This window comes from Methylobacterium sp. C33D (genome assembly GCF_053345825.1).
In genome coordinates this window covers 63,745-79,695 of record NZ_JBKFAV010000021.1, presented here as the reverse complement: position 1 = coordinate 79,695, position 15,951 = coordinate 63,745, and the positions used below count along the sequence as shown (strand labels likewise).

14 protein-coding genes and 1 pseudogene are annotated in these 15,951 nt (G+C 72.7%); 14 read left to right on the top strand and 1 reads right to left on the bottom strand.

Annotation, left to right across the window (positions count from 1 at the left end; genetic code table 11):
* Positions 1–2: 2 nt before the first annotated feature.
* The 13 genes from ACLBXO_RS18060 (at position 3) to ACLBXO_RS18000 (ending at position 14,684) form a co-directional block, all read left to right on the top strand.
* Positions 3–929: a Gfo/Idh/MocA family protein gene (locus ACLBXO_RS18060; RefSeq protein WP_447686196.1), complete on the top strand. Its 927-nt coding sequence runs from the start codon at positions 3–5 to the stop codon at positions 927–929.
* An 86-nt stretch (positions 930–1,015) separates the two neighbouring features.
* Complete coding sequence (locus tag ACLBXO_RS18055; protein ID WP_331314332.1) at positions 1,016–2,560, top strand: carbohydrate porin; 1,545 nt, start codon at positions 1,016–1,018, stop codon at positions 2,558–2,560.
* Between the two features lie 224 nt (positions 2,561–2,784).
* Complete coding sequence (locus ACLBXO_RS18050; protein WP_331314333.1) at positions 2,785–4,293, top strand: ATPase domain-containing protein; 1,509 nt, start codon at positions 2,785–2,787, stop codon at positions 4,291–4,293.
* Entirely contained in the window at positions 4,280–5,320 is a 1,041-nt protein-coding gene (locus ACLBXO_RS18045) for a sensor histidine kinase (protein ID WP_447686195.1), read from the top strand. The genes ACLBXO_RS18050 and ACLBXO_RS18045 overlap by 14 nt, the downstream gene beginning before the upstream one ends.
* 142 nt (positions 5,321–5,462) lie before the next feature.
* Positions 5,463–5,825 (top strand): hypothetical protein, encoded by a 363-nt coding sequence (locus ACLBXO_RS18040; protein ID WP_447686194.1) that lies wholly within the window; start codon positions 5,463–5,465, stop codon positions 5,823–5,825.
* 401 nt (positions 5,826–6,226) lie between these two features.
* Positions 6,227–6,799, top strand: a complete 573-nt coding sequence (msuE, locus tag ACLBXO_RS18035) for an FMN reductase (RefSeq protein WP_447686193.1) — start codon at positions 6,227–6,229, stop codon at positions 6,797–6,799.
* An 8-nt stretch (positions 6,800–6,807) separates the two neighbouring features.
* The gene (locus ACLBXO_RS18030) at positions 6,808–7,779 is read left to right on the top strand and encodes an aliphatic sulfonate ABC transporter substrate-binding protein (protein ID WP_447686192.1); all 972 of its coding nucleotides are present in this window, start codon (positions 6,808–6,810) and stop codon (positions 7,777–7,779) included.
* A gap of 18 nt (positions 7,780–7,797) precedes the next feature.
* A complete protein-coding gene (locus tag ACLBXO_RS18025; RefSeq protein ID WP_447686191.1) occupies positions 7,798–8,841 on the top strand; it encodes a sulfonate ABC transporter substrate-binding protein in 1,044 nt (347 codons plus the stop codon).
* Positions 8,841–9,623: an aliphatic sulfonate ABC transporter permease SsuC gene (gene ssuC, locus ACLBXO_RS18020; protein WP_447686190.1), complete on the top strand. Its 783-nt coding sequence runs from the start codon at positions 8,841–8,843 to the stop codon at positions 9,621–9,623. The genes ACLBXO_RS18025 and ssuC overlap by 1 nt, the downstream gene beginning before the upstream one ends.
* On the top strand, positions 9,623–10,498 hold the full coding sequence (locus tag ACLBXO_RS18015) for an ABC transporter ATP-binding protein (RefSeq protein WP_447686189.1): 876 nt from the start codon (positions 9,623–9,625) through the stop codon (positions 10,496–10,498). The genes ssuC and ACLBXO_RS18015 overlap by 1 nt, the downstream gene beginning before the upstream one ends.
* A gap of 118 nt (positions 10,499–10,616) precedes the next feature.
* A complete protein-coding gene (gene ssuD, locus ACLBXO_RS18010) occupies positions 10,617–11,792 on the top strand; it encodes an FMNH2-dependent alkanesulfonate monooxygenase (RefSeq protein ID WP_331314345.1) in 1,176 nt (391 codons plus the stop codon).
* Between the two features lie 140 nt (positions 11,793–11,932).
* Positions 11,933–12,202: a hypothetical protein gene (locus ACLBXO_RS18005; protein WP_273563121.1), complete on the top strand. Its 270-nt coding sequence runs from the start codon at positions 11,933–11,935 to the stop codon at positions 12,200–12,202.
* A 226-nt stretch (positions 12,203–12,428) separates the two neighbouring features.
* The gene (locus ACLBXO_RS18000) at positions 12,429–14,684 is read left to right on the top strand and encodes an SLC26A/SulP transporter family protein (RefSeq protein WP_447686220.1); all 2,256 of its coding nucleotides are present in this window, start codon (positions 12,429–12,431) and stop codon (positions 14,682–14,684) included.
* Between the two features lie 34 nt (positions 14,685–14,718).
* Here ACLBXO_RS18000 and ACLBXO_RS17995 read toward each other — a convergent pair whose 3' ends face one another.
* Entirely contained in the window at positions 14,719–15,114 is a 396-nt protein-coding gene (locus tag ACLBXO_RS17995) for a DUF3307 domain-containing protein (RefSeq protein WP_331314348.1), read from the bottom strand.
* Between the two features lie 345 nt (positions 15,115–15,459).
* On the opposite strand from ACLBXO_RS17995, the pseudogene ACLBXO_RS17990 reads away from it, so the two are divergent.
* Positions 15,460–15,951 (top strand): annotated as a pseudogene (locus ACLBXO_RS17990) (sigma-70 family RNA polymerase sigma factor); the annotation flags it as partial.

The following is a 15,951-nucleotide window of genomic DNA, read 5'->3' as shown; positions in this document are numbered from 1 at the left end:
CCATGACGGATCCGATCCGCATCGGCCTGGTGGGCGTCGGCAAGATCGCCCGCGACCAGCACCTGCCGACCATCGCCGCCTCGCCGGACTACGCGCTCGTGGCGGTGGCGAGCCCGCACGGCGGCCTCGACGGCGTGCCGAGCTACGCCACCCTGGAGGCGATGCTGGCGGCGCACGGCGACCTCGACGCCGTCGCCCTGTGCCAGCCGCCGCAGGCGCGGTGCGCGGCGGCCCTGGCGGGGATCGCGGCGGGCCGCCACGTCTTCCTCGAGAAGCCCCCGGCCGCGACGCTGGCCGAGGTCGGGCTCCTCGTCGCGGCCGCGCGGGACCGGGGGGTGAGCCTGTTCGCGAGCTGGCACTCCCGCTACGCGCCGGGGGTGGAGCCCGCCCGCCGATGGCTGGCGGGCCGCAGGATCCGGTCGGTGGCGATCGCGTGGCTGGAGGATGTCCGGCACTGGCACCCGGGCCAGGACTGGATCTGGGACGCGGGCGGGCTGGGCGTGTTCGATCCGGGGATCAACGCCCTGTCGATCGCCACCCACATCCTGCCGCCGTTCTTCCTGACCGGCGCGACCCTGTCGGTGCCGGCGAACCGGCAGGCGCCGATCGCCGCCGACCTGCACTTCGCGGACGCCGCCGGAACCCCGATCCAGGCCCGGTTCGACTGGCGCCAGACCGGGCCGCAGACCTGGGACATCCGCGTCGAGACCGACGACGGTCCCCTGGTCCTGTCGCGGGGCGGGGCCGCCCTGACGATCGCCGGCCGCGACCAGCCGCTCCCGCCCGAGGCGGAGTACCGCGGCCTCTACGACCGCTTCGCCGCCCTGGTCCGCTCCGGCGCCAGCGACGTCGACCTGAATCCGCTGATCCACGCCGCCGACGCCTTCCTGCGCGGCGAGCGCCGCACGAAGGAGGCCTTCACGGACTGACCGGACACGGACTGCCCGGGAGGGCCCCTGCGGGACACGAACGCGACAGAGCCAGGCAAGGCCGCGCGGTTAAGGGGGAGTCACACATGGGAAAGCTTGGGGGACAGCGTTGGGGAAAGCATCGGCGATGGGCCGCGCTCGCGATCTGCGCCGCGTCGGTCACGGCGGGCCCGGCGGTCGCGCAGGGTGAGGCGACGGCCCCGGACGGGGGACCGTCCCTGGTGAATCCGGGCCCGACGGCGAGCCCGGCGCAGAAGGCCCGCTATCGGGCGAACCGCGCCCGGCGGCGGGTCATCCGGGAGGCGCGGAGCTTCTCGGGCGCCAGCAGCGCCGCGGCCAGCCTCGACGTGCAGGGCAGCAGCGCGGCGCCGCCCAGCCTGCCGCCGGGCACCCTCGACCTCGGCAACGGGATCAGCATGATCCTGAACTACACCGGCGAGTTCGCCGCCAACCCGTCCGGCGGCATCCGGCAGGGATCGGCCTACGCGGGCCAGATCGCGTTCGGCCTCGACGCGGATCTCGCCCGCCTCGCCGGCATCGACGGCGGCTCGGTCCACACGGTCGTGACCCAGCGCCACGGCCGGAGCCTGGCGCAGGACGATATCGGCTTCAACGGCAGCGTGCAGGAGATCTACGGCGGCGGCCAGACCGCCCACCTGACGCTGCTGTCCTACGAGCAGAAGCTGCTCGACAACCGCCTCGACATCGAGGTCGGCCGCCTGCTCGCCAACCCCAACTTCCTGGCCTCGCCGCTCTACTGCAACTTCCAGAACAACGCGACCTGCGGCGCGCCCAAGTCCATCTTCAAGCTGACGAACTTCACCTACTGGCCGATCGCCACGTGGGGCGGCCACGCCAAGGCCTGGGTCACCGACACGGTGTTCCTGCACGCCGGCATCTACGAGGTGAACCCGCGCGACCAGTTGCCGACCCGGAACGGCGTCGACTGGTCGACCCGCGGCGCCACCGGATTCCTGGTGCCGGTCGAGGTCGGCTACTCGACCAATTTCGGCAACGACCCGCTGCCGCGCAACTACAGCATCGGCGCCGTGTTCGACCGGTCGGACTACACGGATCCCGTGCTCGACCGGCGGGGCGCCGCCCAGGTCTTCAGCGGCCTCGATCCGCTGACCCGGTTCGGGCGGTCGGCGGTCTACGCCCGCTTCGACCAGATGGTCTGGCGGCCGGATCCGAACGGCGTCCAGGGCCTGTCGGTGTTCGGCGTCGCGATCGGCGGCACCGGCGGCCGGCAGACCCAGGACTACTTCCTGGAGGGCGGCGCCGTCCTGACCGGCACCTTCCCGGGCCGGCCCTACGACACCCTCGGCCTCGTCGTCGCCATGGAGAAGCTCTCGCCGCTCGGCACGGCCAACATCCGGGCGGCGCGCGCGTCGCTGGGCCTCGGCACGCGGACCGTCGAGTCCCTGCAGACCATCCTGGAACTCAGCTACGGCATCCAGCTCACCCCGGCGGTGCGGCTGATGCCGAACCTGCAATACGTGATCGACCCGGACCAGACCCGCTTCCCGTTCCGCCCGAAGCCGATCCCGGACGCCGTCGTGATCGGCGCGAAGCTGTCGGTGGACCTGTTCACCCTGGCCGGCCTCGCGAAGGGCCCGGGCAGCCAGTGACACCCTGACCACCCCGGCGCCCGCTCCCTGCGGGCGCCGGGCCCGCGGTCCCGGCCGGGGGAGGGGCCGTCCCGCGGCCGCGAGGCCCGTGCGCGCCGGGCCGGATCGCCGTGCCGGCGGCGCGGCGTTTCGCGCTGCGCGCACCTTCGTGTACGAGACCGGGCTCCGCGTTCCGTCGCGCGGTCGGCGGGCCGGGCCCGTGGGACGACGGCAGAGACCTCGACATGGCAGTGACCGATCACGACGCGGCACCGGTCTCCACCGGAGTGACCGGCCTCGACCACATCCTGGCCGGCGGCTACGCGTCCCAGCGCTCGCACCTCATCGAGGGGCGGCCCGGATCCGGCAAGACCACGCTGGCGATGCAGTTCCTCCTCGACGGCGTGCGCCGGGGCGAGCGCTGCCTGTACATCACGCTCTCGGAGAGCCGGCGCGAGCTCCTGAACGTCGCGGAGCGCCACGGCTGGTCCCTCGACGGCATCGAGATCTGCGAGCTCGTCGCGCCGGAACTCAGCCTCGATCCCGGGCAGCAGCAGAGCCTCGTCCACTCGTCCGACCTCGAGCTCGGCGAGACCGTCCGGATGGCGATCGCCGAGATCGAGCGGCTCAAGCCGCAGCGCGTGGTGTTCGACAGCCTGTCGGAGATCCGACTGCTCTCGCAGGGATCGCTGCGCTACCGGCGGCAGGTCCACGCCCTGCGCAGCTTCCTGCTCATCCAGAACACCACGGCGCTGCTCCTCGACGACCTCACCGCCGAGACGGACGACCTGAACCTGCACAGCCTCAGCCACGCCGTGGTCCGGCTGGAGCAGCTCGCGCCCCTGTACGGCGGCGAGCGGCGGCGCCTGCGCGTGATCAAGATGCGCGGCACGCCGTTCCGGGGCGGGTTCCACGACTACGTCATCCGGCGCGGCGGCCTCACGGTGTTCCCGCGCCTCGTCGCGGCCGAGCATCTCGCCACCTTCCCCGACGACCGGTGCGGCACGGGCAGCCCCGAACTGGACCAGCTGCTCGGCGGCGGCCTCGACCGGGGCACCAGCACGATGCTGATCGGCCCGTCCGGCGTCGGCAAGTCCACGGTGGCGCTCACCTGCGTCACCGCGGCGATCGCCCGCGGCGAGCGGGCGCTGATCCTCAGCTTCGACGAGACCACCGGCGTCCTCACGCGCAGAGCCCGCGGCCTCGCCATGCCGGTCGAGGACGCGATCGCCGCCGGATCCCTCATCGTCGAGCAGATCGACCCGGCCGAGGTCTCGCCCGGCGAACTCGCCGACATCGTCCAGAACGCGGTCGAGCACCGGGGCGTGACGACGGTCGTGATCGACTCCCTGACCGGCTATCACAACGCCATGCCGGAGGAGAATTACCTGCTCCTGCAGATGCACGAGCTGCTGACCTACCTGAACCAGCAGGGCGTGCTCTCGCTCCTCGTCCTGGCCCAGCACGGCATGATCGGGGCGATGGGCGCGAATGTCGACCTCACCTACCTCAGCGACACGATCCTGCTGTTCCGCACCTTCGAGGCCGACGGGCGGCTGCGGCGCGCGATCTCGATCGTGAAGAAGCGGACCGGCGGCCACGAGGACGCGATCCGCGAATTGCGGATCGACTCCGGCGGGATCCGCGTTGGCGAACCGCTCAGCGCGTTCCGAGGGATCATGACCGGCGTTCCGACATTCGAGGGTGAGCGGTCGTCGCTCCTGCCGACCCGCGCGGCAGATGACCGAATCTGAACTGCCGGTTCTCATCTTCGCGCCGGGGGGCCGGGACGCCGCCGTCGCCGCGGCGATCCTCGGCGAGGCGCGGATCGCGACGCGGGTGTGCGCCAGCCTCGCGGACGTGGTCTCCCGGCTCGACGCGGCCGCCTGCGCGGTGCTCACCGAGGAGGCGCTGCTGTCCTCGAACCGCCAGGCCCTGGCGGACTGGATCGCCGCGCAGCCGCCCTGGTCCGATTTCCCGTTCATCCTCCTGCGGCTGCGGGGCGCCGAGCCCAACGCGCAGCTGACCGACATGCTCGGCAACGTCAGCGTGCTGGAACGCCCGTTCCACCCGGCGACGCTGGTCATGGCGGCCCGCTCCGCCCACCGCGCCAAGCGCCGGCAGCTCGAGGCGCGCGCCCATCTCGAGGAGCGCGAGCGCACGACCGAGCGGCAGGCGCTCCTGATCCGCGAGCTGCATCACCGGGTGAAGAACACGCTGGCGACCGTGCAGGCGCTGCTCGGGGCCTCGGCCCGCTCCGCCACCAGCGTGGACGCGTTCTACGCGTCGTTCTCGGCGCGGGTGATCTCGCTGGCCAAGACCCACAATCTCCTGACCGAGGATTACTGGCAGCAGGCGCCCCTGCGCGAGATGCTGATGAACGAGCTGGGGCCCTACAACGACGTCGAGGGCGCGCGCATCCGGCTGGAGGGCCCCGCGATCGACCTGATGGGCGACCTCGCCGTCCCGACCGGCATGGCCATCCACGAGCTGACGACCAACGCGGCCAAGCACGGCGCGCTGTCGGTTCCGGAGGGCCGGATCGCGATCCGCTGGGATATCGAGCAGACGCCGGCCGCCCGCATGCTCCACCTCGACTGGACCGAGCGGGGCGGTCCGGCCACGGCGGCGCCGACGCGGAAGGGATTCGGCTCGACGCTGCTGCAGCGCGTCCTGAAGGTCCAGTGCCAGGCGGAGATCGCCTTCGATTTCCAGCCGGCGGGCCTGCACTTCACCATGCGGGCGCCGCTGCCCGAGACGCGCGTCGTCCCGGCCTACTGAGGCCCTCCGGGTTCCGGACCCGGCGCCGCGCCGGCCGCAGGGTGTGCGCTTTCACACAGACGTGTCTTGCGTTCCGCGGCCCTGATCGAACTTATCGCAGGTGCGAGATTTGGGATGTCGCAGCACAGCGATATGTCTTGCGATGAATAAGTTCGTTCCTCTCGTGGCGGCCGTGGTGGCCTGGGCGGTCTTCGGCACCTGGGCCGAGGCCCGGCGCTCGGCTTTGCAGAAGGACATCCCCGCGCTCCGCCCGGGGATCGAGGCCGATCTGGCGGCGAGACACTGTCCGGACGTCCGGATCGATACGGAGCGCTTCCGCCAGTTCTCGCGCGAGAACCACCTGAACCACGCCGATTTCTTCACGAAGAAGCGCTCGGTCGCCCTGCAGCAGGATCTCGACGCGGAGCTGGCGCAGTTCCGCGCGCGTCCCGGGGAGACCTGCTCGCAGATGTGGACCAAGTACGGCGACGACGGCACCGTGCAGCATCTCCTCGTCCGCAAGTAGGCGCACGCCCGCCGGTCCGGGGGCGCCCGGCCGCACCGGCACCGGCCGCAGTCCCGGCATCTCGAGCTCGAGGATTCGGTTCCAGGCCCGCCCGTGTTTCGAGAACGCGCTTCTCCCGATGGGCTCGCCCGGAAACTGAAGCCCCTCTCCCCGCGCGCGAAACCCGCGACGCGGCAAGATCTCGCCGGCATCCCGCGCCGCGGCCGAGATGAAACTCCATATTGGGCGCCCGATTCCGAGGAGAACGTTTTTCCTTCATCGGAGAATTGGGAACGCCGTTTCATTGACGGCGGCAGCCGCGGCCATCAATTCTAGCGGCCTGTTCGGATGTCCGGCCGCGCAACCTCCGTTCTTCGGGATCGGGGCGGTCCGTCATCCTGTCTCACCGCAAGGCATCCGGAATGACACGACCGAGACTCGTCGGGCTGAGCGCCAACGTGCAGCGGCCCTCGAAGACCCGCACGCTGGTGGATGCCGTGCTCCGCGAGGCCGGCGCCCAGGCTTCCCTCGACGCGGAGATCCTCGACTTCGTCGATGCCGGGACCGGTCTCGGCGCCGCCTGGACCCGCGACCAGCTCGCGCCGGCCGCGCGCGGCGTGCTCGCGGCCATCGAGGAGGCGGACGGGCTGGTCGTCGGCTCGCCGGTCTACAAGGGCGCCTATACCGGCCTGTTCAAGCACCTGTTCGACCTGGTCGATCCGGGAGCGCTCGCCGGAAAGCCCGTGGCGATCGTGGCCACGGGCGGCGGCGCGCGCCACGCCCTCGTGGTCGAGCACGCCTTCCGGCCGCTCTTCGGCTTCTTCGGGGCGCTCCAAGTCCCGACCGCGGTCTACGCCTCCGATCCCGATTTCAGCGACGGCGCACTCACCGAGGCCGGCGTGCGCGCCCGCGCCCGCGAGGCCGGCGGACAGCTCGCCGCGCTGCTCGTGCACCGGGCGGCCGCGGCTGCGCCCACCCTCGCCGCCGCCGAGTGAGCCGGCCGATGCTCGACCGTCGCGCCCTGCTGGCCGCCCTCGCGGCCCTGCCCCTCGCGCCGGCCCTCGCGCCGGCCCTCGCCCCGGACGCCCGGGCGGCCGAGCCCGGCGTGCTGCGGATCGGCTACCAGAAGAACGGCATCCTGGTCGTCGCCAAGCAGCAGAAGATCATCGAGAAGCGCCTGGAGCCCCTCGGATACGCGGTGCGCTGGATCGAGTTCTCGTTCGGGCCGCCGCTGCTGGAGGCCCTGTCGCTGGACGGGATCGATCTCGGCCAGACCGGCGACGCGCCGCCGATCTTCGCCCAGGCCGCGCGCTCCAACCTCGTCTACGCGGCCGCCCAGGAGGCCGGCGGCTCCGGCGCCGGGATCCTGCTGCCGAAGGGCTCGGAGATCCGCAGCCTCGCCGAGCTCAAGGGCAAGCGCGTCGCCTTCGCCAAGGCGTCGAGCTCCCACAACCTGACCATCGCGGCGCTGGAGAAGGCCGGCCTGCGCTACGCCGACATCGAGCCGGTGACGCTGGCGCCCGCGGATGCCGCGGCCGCCTTCGCCCGGGGCAGCATCGACGCCTGGACGATCTGGGACCCGTACTTCGCCATCGCCGAGCAGGGGGAGGGCGTGCGCGTGCTGGTGCGCGCCACCGACGTCACCCCGCAGAACAACTTCTTCCTGGCGAGCCGGCCCTTCGCGGAGAGCCGGGCCCCGGTCCTCACCGCGGCGATCGACGCCCTGGGCGAGGTGGCTTCCTGGTGCACGCAGAATCGCGGCGCGGTGGCGGAACTCCTGTCGCAGGGCACGGGCGTGCCGCTGGCCGCGACGCGGCGGGCGGTGGACCGGACCGACTACGTGATCGGTCCCATGACCGACCGCGTCGCCGCCGAGCAGCAGCGGGTCGCCGACCGCTTCCACGCGCTGAGACTGATCCCCAAGCCGATCCGCATCGCCGACGCGGTCTGGACGCCCCCCGCCCGCAACGGCTGAGACCGATCGCAGAGAGCCATGACCGACCGATCGCCCCGCGCGCTGTCCCTGTCATCCGCCGGCGCCCCGAACCGCCGCCGCCTCCTGTCCGCCGGCCTCGGCCTCGCGGCGGCCGCGCTGCTGCGGCCCGCCCGCGCGGCCGGCAGCATCCGGATCGGCTATCAGAAATACGGGTCCCTCGTGCTGCTGAAGGCCCGCGGCACCCTGGAGAAGACCCTCCAGCCCCTCGGCACCGCGGTGGCGTGGTCCGAGTTCCCGTCCGGGCCGCCGCTCCTGGAGGCGCTGAATGCCGGGGCGATCGATTTCGGCTCGGCCGGCGAGGCGCCGCCGATCTTCGCCCAGGCGGCGAGCCCGGAGCTGCGCTACGTGGCCGCCGAGCCGCCGGCGCCGCGGGGCGAGGCGATCCTCGTGCCCAGGGACAGCCCGATCCGCAGCGTCGCCGACCTGCGCGGCAAGACCGTCGCCCTCAATAAGGGATCGAACGTCCACTACCTGCTGGTGCGCGCCCTGGAGCAGGCGGGCGTCCCCTACGACGCGGTGACGCTCGCCTATCTGGCGCCGGCCGACGCCAACGCCGCCTTCGTGCGCGGCTCCGTCGATGCCTGGGTGATCTGGGACCCGTTCCAGGCCGCCGCCGAGCGGGCCGCGGGCGCCCGGGTCCTGGTCGACGGGCGCGGGGTCGACGGGCACGCGCTCGCCCCCAACCGCCAGTTCTACCTGTCCCGGCGCGGCTTCACCGACACCAGCCCCGCGGTCGTCGCGGCCGTGCTGCGGGCGATCGGGGAGATCGACGCCTGGGCCGAGGGCCACGCCGACGCCGTGGCGGCGGAACTGGCGCCCTCGGTGGGCATCCCCGCGCCGGTCCTCGCCGTGGCGCTCGGCCGCCTGTCCTACGGCGTCGCGCCCCTCGACGCGGCCGCGATCGCCGACCAGCAGAAGGTCGCCGACAGCTTCCACCGCCTCGGGCTCCTCCCGAAGCCCGTCCGGGTCGCCGACGCGGTCTGGACGCCCCCCCGGCCCGCGGACGCCCTCAAGTCCGAGACGCGGACGGAGAACCGCTGATGCGCCCCTCCAAGCTCGATCGCCTGCGCGACTCCGCGCTGCCCTGGCTGCTGCCGGCCGCCATCCTGCTCGGCTGGCAGGCCGCGGTCTCGACCGGCCTCGTCTCCAACCGCTTCATGCCGGCGCCCCTCGACGTGGTCCGGGCCGGCTGGGAGGCCGGGCGGACCGGGGAGCTCTGGACCAATCTCGGCGTCAGCACCCTGCGGGCGCTGGCCGGCTTCGTGATCGGCGGCGGCATCGGCTTCGCGCTCGGCCTCGCCAACGGCCTGTCGCGCCTGTCGGAGCGGCTCACCGACACCTCGGTGCAGATGGTGCGCAACGTGCCCCACCTGTCGCTGATCCCGCTGGTGATCCTGTGGTTCGGCATCGGCGAGGAGGCCAAGCTCTTCCTCGTGGCGCTCGGCGTGTTCTTCCCGATCTACGCCAACACCCTGCACGGCATCCGCTCGGTGGATCCGGGCCTCGTCGAGATGGGCCGGGCCTACGGCATGTCCCGCGCCGAGCTGTTCACCCGCGTGGTGCTGCCCGGCGCCCTGCCGTCGATCTTCGTGGGCCTGCGCTACGGCTTAGGCATCATGTGGCTGACGCTGATCGTCGCCGAGACGATCTCGGCCTCGTCGGGGCTCGGCTACATGGCCATGCAGGCCCGGGAGTTCATGCTGGTCGACGTCGTCGTGCTGGCGATCCTGATCTACGCCGCCCTCGGCAAGTTCGCCGACGCCCTGACCCGCCAGCTCGAGCGCGCCTGCCTCGCCTGGAACCCCGCCTACAGGAGCGCCTGATGCTGCTCGACGCCGTCCGCCGCGAGGCGCTTCCCGACCCGGGCACGGACCCGCGCCCCGCGCCCGGCCCCGCCCCGGGGCTCAGGCAAAAGGCTCTGCCCACGGATCTGTCCCCCTCGCCGCCGGCCCGCGGGATCGCCGTGACCGTCCGCGACCTGGACAAGAGCTTCGACGGCACCGCCGTCATCGAGGGCCTGAACCTGTTCCTGCCGGCCGGCGGGTTCACCGCGGTGGTCGGGCGCTCCGGCTGCGGCAAGAGCACCCTGCTGCGCCTCATCCTCGGGCTCGACACGCCCACGGGCGGGCGGATCGACCTGGAGGGGCCGGAGCGCTCCCCGCGCCGGTCCGAGCCGCCGAAGCGGATCATGTTCCAGGAGCCGCGGCTGCTGCCCTGGGCGCGGGTCGTCGACAACGTCGCGGTCGGCCTGTCGGGGCACGGCTCCCGGGCCGAGCGCCGGGAGCGGGCGCTCGCGGCGCTCGCCGAGGTCGGCCTCGCCGACAAGGCCGGGCAGTGGCCCGCCACCCTGTCGGGCGGCCAGCGCCAGCGCGTGGCCCTGGCCCGGGCGCTGGTGAGCCGGCCGGGCCTGCTCGCCCTCGACGAGCCGCTGGGCGCCCTCGACGCCCTGACCCGGATCGGCATGCAGGACCTGATCGAGCGGATCTGGCGGGCGCAGGGGTTCACCGCGCTCCTCGTCACGCACGACGTCACCGAGGCGGTGGCGCTGGCCGACCGCATCCTCGTGGTCGAGGCCGGCCGGATCGCCCTCGACCTGCGGGTCGACGTGCCGCGGCCGCGCCGGCGCGGGGATCCGGACCTCGCCCGCCTCGAGGGCCGCATCCTCGATCACCTGCTCGGATCGCAGCCGACCGCCTGAACGCGGGGCCGCCGTTTCCCGGACGCGGCGGCCCGCCCTAGCTCTCGACGATCACCGGATGCGCGCAGTCGGATCCGGCTTTTCCGCATCCGGCCAACGGGCCGCACAGGAGATTCCGATGACAGCAGCCAATGACGGGCGCGCCGACGTCCTCTGGTTCCTGCCGACCCACGGCGACGGCCGCTATCTCGGCGCGCGGGAGGGCGCCCGGGACGTCTCGCTCAGCTATCTCCGGCAGATCGCGCAGGGGGCGGACGAGCTCGGCTATTACGGCGTGCTGCTGCCGACGGGGCGCTCCTGCGAGGATTCCTGGATCGTCGCTTCCGCGCTGGCGCCGCTGACCAAGCAGCTGCGCTTCCTCGTGGCGGTGCGGCCGGGCCTGATGGAGCCCTCCGCGGCGGCCCGCATGACCGCGACCCTCGACCGGATCTCGGACGGGCGCCTCCTGATCAACGTCGTCACCGGCGGCGACCCGGTGGAACTCGCCGGCGACGGCGTGTTCCTGTCCCACGACGAACGCTACGCCGTCACCGACGAGTTCCTGACGATCTGGCGCGGCCTGCTCGCGGGCGAGACCGTGACCTTCCAGGGCGATCACCTGCGCGCCGAGAACGGCCGGCTGATCTTCCCGCCGGTGCAGAAGCCCTATCCGCCGCTCTATTTCGGCGGCTCGTCGGCGGCCGGCATGGCGGTCGCGGCCGAGCATTGCGACGTCTACCTGACCTGGGGCGAGCCCCCGGCCCAGGTCGCCGAGAAGATCGCCGCCGCCCGGCAGGCCGCCGAGGCGAAGGGCAAGACCTTCTCGTACGGCATCCGCCTGCACGTCATCGCCCGCGAGACCGAGGCCGCGGCCTGGGAGGCCGCCGAGCAGCTGATCTCGAAGCTCGACGACGCCACCATCGCCAAGGCGCAGGAGACCCTGAAGCGGCAGGATTCCGTCGGTCAGAGCCGCATGATGGCGCTCCACGGCGGCAGCCGCGACAGGCTCGTGGTCGCGCCGAACCTCTGGGCCGGCGTCGGCCTCGTCCGCGGCGGCGCCGGGACGGCGCTGGTCGGCTCGGCCGACCAGGTCGCCGACCGGATGAAAGAGTACATCGATCTCGGGATCGACCGCTTCATCCTCTCGGGCTACCCGCACCTGGAGGAGGCCTACCGGTTCGCCGAGCTGGTCTTCCCGAAGCTGCCGCTGCGCGCCACCACCGGCCGGCCGGCCGGCAATGCCCGCAACGACGGCCCGTTCGGCGAGATCATCGCCAACGACCTCGTGCCGACCCGCCGCGTCGGCGCGCACTGACCGGCGGCCCGCCGTCACGGGGCATGGCTGATCTGCATTCGGGCAGCCCGGGCGTCATGGTCATGCCATCCTTGGCGCCCATCCGCACCGCCCATCGCCGCGCGACGCGCTCGCGCGGCCTGGACGAGCGTAGGATTTCGATGACTTCGACCAAGACGGCCCTCCTGGCCATCGGTCTGTGCCTCGGCCCCGCCGCGGCCTTCGCGGAGCAGTCCCCGGCCCGGGAAGCCCTCAAGCAGTACTGCACCGGCGACTACATGGATTTCTGCAGCGCCTACGCGCCGGGCGGCCCGGAGGTCGAGGCCTGCTTCAAGGCCAATCTCAAGAAGCTCTCCCCGAACTGCTCGGCGGCGATCACCGCCTACAAGAAGGAGCAGCGGGCGACCAAGCGCGTCAGCGAGGTGCGCTGAGAGCCGAGCGGCCGTCGCGTCGGCGTCCGCGCCCCGGAGGCCGCCGACGCCGCGCAGAAGCGGCCTGCACGATAATTTAAGCCGACACCTGCCATCGGTTGAGAACTGGCGTGGCCAAGATCAGGTCCTGCGATTCGGCGACGATCCGCGCGCGTGACTGCACGGGATCTCCCCCGGGATCTGCGAGCTCCGCCCGTCGGGATTTCGAGACGCGGGTACCGTGCCGATGACGACAACCGACCTGACGTCCGCCGGGACCGCCCCCCCGGCCGGCGGCCGCGCGGCCATGCTGCGCGGGGCCCGCATCGTGGCGGCCGCGGCCGTCACCGTGATGGTGCTGCTGCTCGACCTCATCAGCTACTCCCAGCTCATCTTCTCGGGGCCGCTGGCGGAGAGCCGGGCGGCCGGCCTGTCGGCGCTGCTCGCGGCCTACGTGCTGGGCAGCCTCGTCTTCATCGCGCTGCGCCGCACCGCGCGGATCTCGCTGTCCTTCATCGGCGCGGCCGCGATCGTGCAGGCGGCGATCGCCGCGGCGGTCGCCGGGCAGCTCGAGGCCGCGGGCATCACCGATCCGGAGACGGTCGGCCAGCTCGTCCTGGTGGCCTGCGGCGTCTCGACCTTCGCCACCGGCGTGATCTTCGCGCTGCTCGGCACCCTGCGGGCCTCCCTGCTGGTGCAGCTCCTGCCCTACCCGGTGCTCGCCGGCTTCCTCGGCGGCGTCGGGCTGCTGTTCCTGCGCAGCGGCGTGCAGATCGGCGGCCATGTCGACGATCCGGTCGCGGCCCTGCTCCGCGCCGTCGACCCGGCGAACCTCGATCCGGGCCGGATCGATGCCGGGGCGCTCGCGCGCATCGCCCTGACCCTCGCCATCGGGTTCTGCGCCTTCTACCTGCCCCGGATCGTCCGGCACTGGGGGACCTACCCCGCGGTGATCCTGTCGAGCCTCGCGGTGGTCCATCTCGGGCTGGCCTGGACGGGCACCAGCGTCGCCGCCGGGCAGGCCTCGGGATGGCTGATCGAGCCGCTGCCGACGGGCACGCTGCTGCGCCCGCCCGCCATCGGCAGCCTGACGGCCTTCGATCCGCACCTGCTCCTGCCGATCTGGCCGAAGATCGCCACACTGGTCGTCGTGGCGGTGATCATCCAGATCCTCTACGTCGTGAGCGTCGAGCTGGAGATCCGGCGCGATCTCGACATCGACCGGATGTTCGTCGCCTCGGGCGCCACCAACCTGGTCGGCAGCGTGTTCGGCAGCTCCGCGATGGGCTTCGGCCGGACCTCGACGCTGCTGCTGCACAACATCGGCGGCGGCCACTGGCTCGGCTGGTGGCTGACCCTCGCGGTCATGGCGGCGCTCCTCATCGTCGGCGCGAGTCCCCTGGCGCTGCTGCCCCGCCCCCTGGCCGGCGGCGCCCTGATCGCCATCGGCATCGGGCTCCTGTTCAACCTCGGCGTGGCCAGCCGGACCCTGCCGGGCTGGGAGATCGCCATCGCGCTGGTCGTGTGCGCCGCCACCGCGTTCTTCGGGGCCACCACGGGCTTCCTCGTGGGCGTCCTGCTGGCGATCCTGATCTTCGGGGTCCAGTACGGGCAGATCGGCGCGATCCGCCGGTCGCTGTCCGGAGCGGAGCGGCGCAGCAGCGTCATCCGCGGTCCCGACGCCGCGGCGCGGCTCGAGGCGGCCGGCGGCCGGACCCGGATCTACACTCTGCAGGGCTACCTGTTCTTCCTCAACGCGCAGGCGATCTTCCGCCGGGCCGCCGCGGAGGCCGGGGATCTGCGCGTCCTGATCCTGGATTTCCGCGAGACCGTGGGGCTCGACAGCTCGGCGCTGATCGCGTTCCGCAAGGTCGGCCAGCTCGCCGAGCAGCGGCGCTTCGACGTGCTGCTGGTCCACGTCGATCCGGCGGCGCGGCTGCTGATCACCCGCAACGGGCTCACCGCCGACCCGCGTGTCCGGATCCTCGACACGCTGGACGAGGCCCTGCGCGCCGCCGAGGCGACGCTCCTGGCGGAGGCCGGCGGCGCCGGCCCGGGGGAGGTCGCCGTCTTCGCCCGGCACATGGCCGACCGGCTCGGCAGCGCGTTCGGGCCGGACGATTTCGCGCCCTACCTGACGGTCCGCGAGCTCGCGGCGGGCGCGGCGCTGATGCGCCAGGGGGAGGCGGCCGACGCCCTCTACTTCCTGGAGCAGGGCCTCGTCTCCATCGAGATGGAGGTCCCCGGCCGCGGCAACCTGCGCCTGCGCACCACGACGGCCGGCACGGTGATCGGCGAGATCGCGCTGGTCCAGGGCGGTCGGCGCACCGCCACCGCCGTCGCCGAGAGCCCCTGCCGGGTGGTCGTCATCGACCGCGCCGCCCTCGCCCGGATGGAGCGGGAGCGCCCGGACCTCGCGCTCGCCTTCCAGCGCTTCCTGATCCTGGAACTGGCCGGCAAGGTCTCCGACACGAACCGGCTGCTCGAGGCGGAGATGCAGTGAGGCGCCCGGCGGCGCCCGCTTGCCCGTCCGCGGGTCAGGCCGCCGCCAGCACCACGGCGAGCCCGAGATGGGTGACGTGGTGCAGGAACTGGTCGATGCCCATCAGCCACCAGAACCGGGCATCCGTGGTCGGCAGGCGGGACCGCTGGCCGACCAGCACCTTGCCGCGGTCGATTCCCGTGTGGATCGCGAAATCGACGAGCGCCAGCCACCACAGGGCCGGCTTCACCGCGAGCGCGATCGCCAGCGTGCCGAGGCCGTGCAGGCCGGTATGGGCGCAGAGGGGGCCGAGCCAGGCGGAGGACCGCTGCTTGCCCTGCGCCATCCAGTTGGTCTGAAGGAAGAAGTCCGCCGCGAGGTGCTTCACGGCGAACGCCAGGACCAGCAGCGCGAAGGCACCCACCGGGACGAGCGTATCGACGGACGGCATCGCGGCCCTGGCTCTCCTGCCGCGATCCTGCGGGGAAGGGTTCGGCAGCGCGCACCGCGCCCCGAATCGAGGAGGTGCCAGCATACACGCACCGACCGACCCTGGCGCGGGCCGCGATCCGGCGCGTCCCGCCGGCCCGGCTCCGGACGTCGCGCGGTCGATCTCAAAATCCGGACCGATGTTTCGCCCGCCACCGGGCCGATCGGCGAGATATTCCATCTATTCCCGCGAAAAACTCGCAGGTTCGCAAGTTTTAATAATTCCAATCAACAAAGATAGACGTTGTTGCACAGAACAGCCGCGTGATACCCGTCCGATCCGCGTGAGCCGTATCGATGGGACATCGTGAGCGGGACAGTGGCGACCTGGAAATGCGACGCCGGCTTCTCGGACCACGGGATCGCCGCGGGCCGGCCCGGCCGGCCGCCGCCCGGCGGATCCTGGAACCTCGCGGCGTTCGAGCGCCATCGCCCCGCCTATCTCGCGCGGGCACGCCGCATCCTCGGCTGCCCGGCCCAGGCGGAGGACGTGGTCCAGGACGTGCTGCTCCGGCTGATCGCCGATCCGCCCCCGGCCGAGACCGTGATCCAGGCCGCCTATATCGGACGGATGGTGCGCAACCTCGCCCTCGACCGGGCGCGGCGGCAGGGCTTCGAGCGGCGCCTGTTCACCGATCTCGACGCCGCCCCGGACCCGGCCGATCCCGGCACGGGGACCCCCGAGGCGGCCGCGGCGTCGCGGGAAGCCCTGCGGCAGGTGGAGGCCGCGGTGGCCGAGCTGCCGGAGCCGGTGCGCACGGCCTTCCAGCTCCACCGGGTCGAGGGCGTGCCGCAGGTC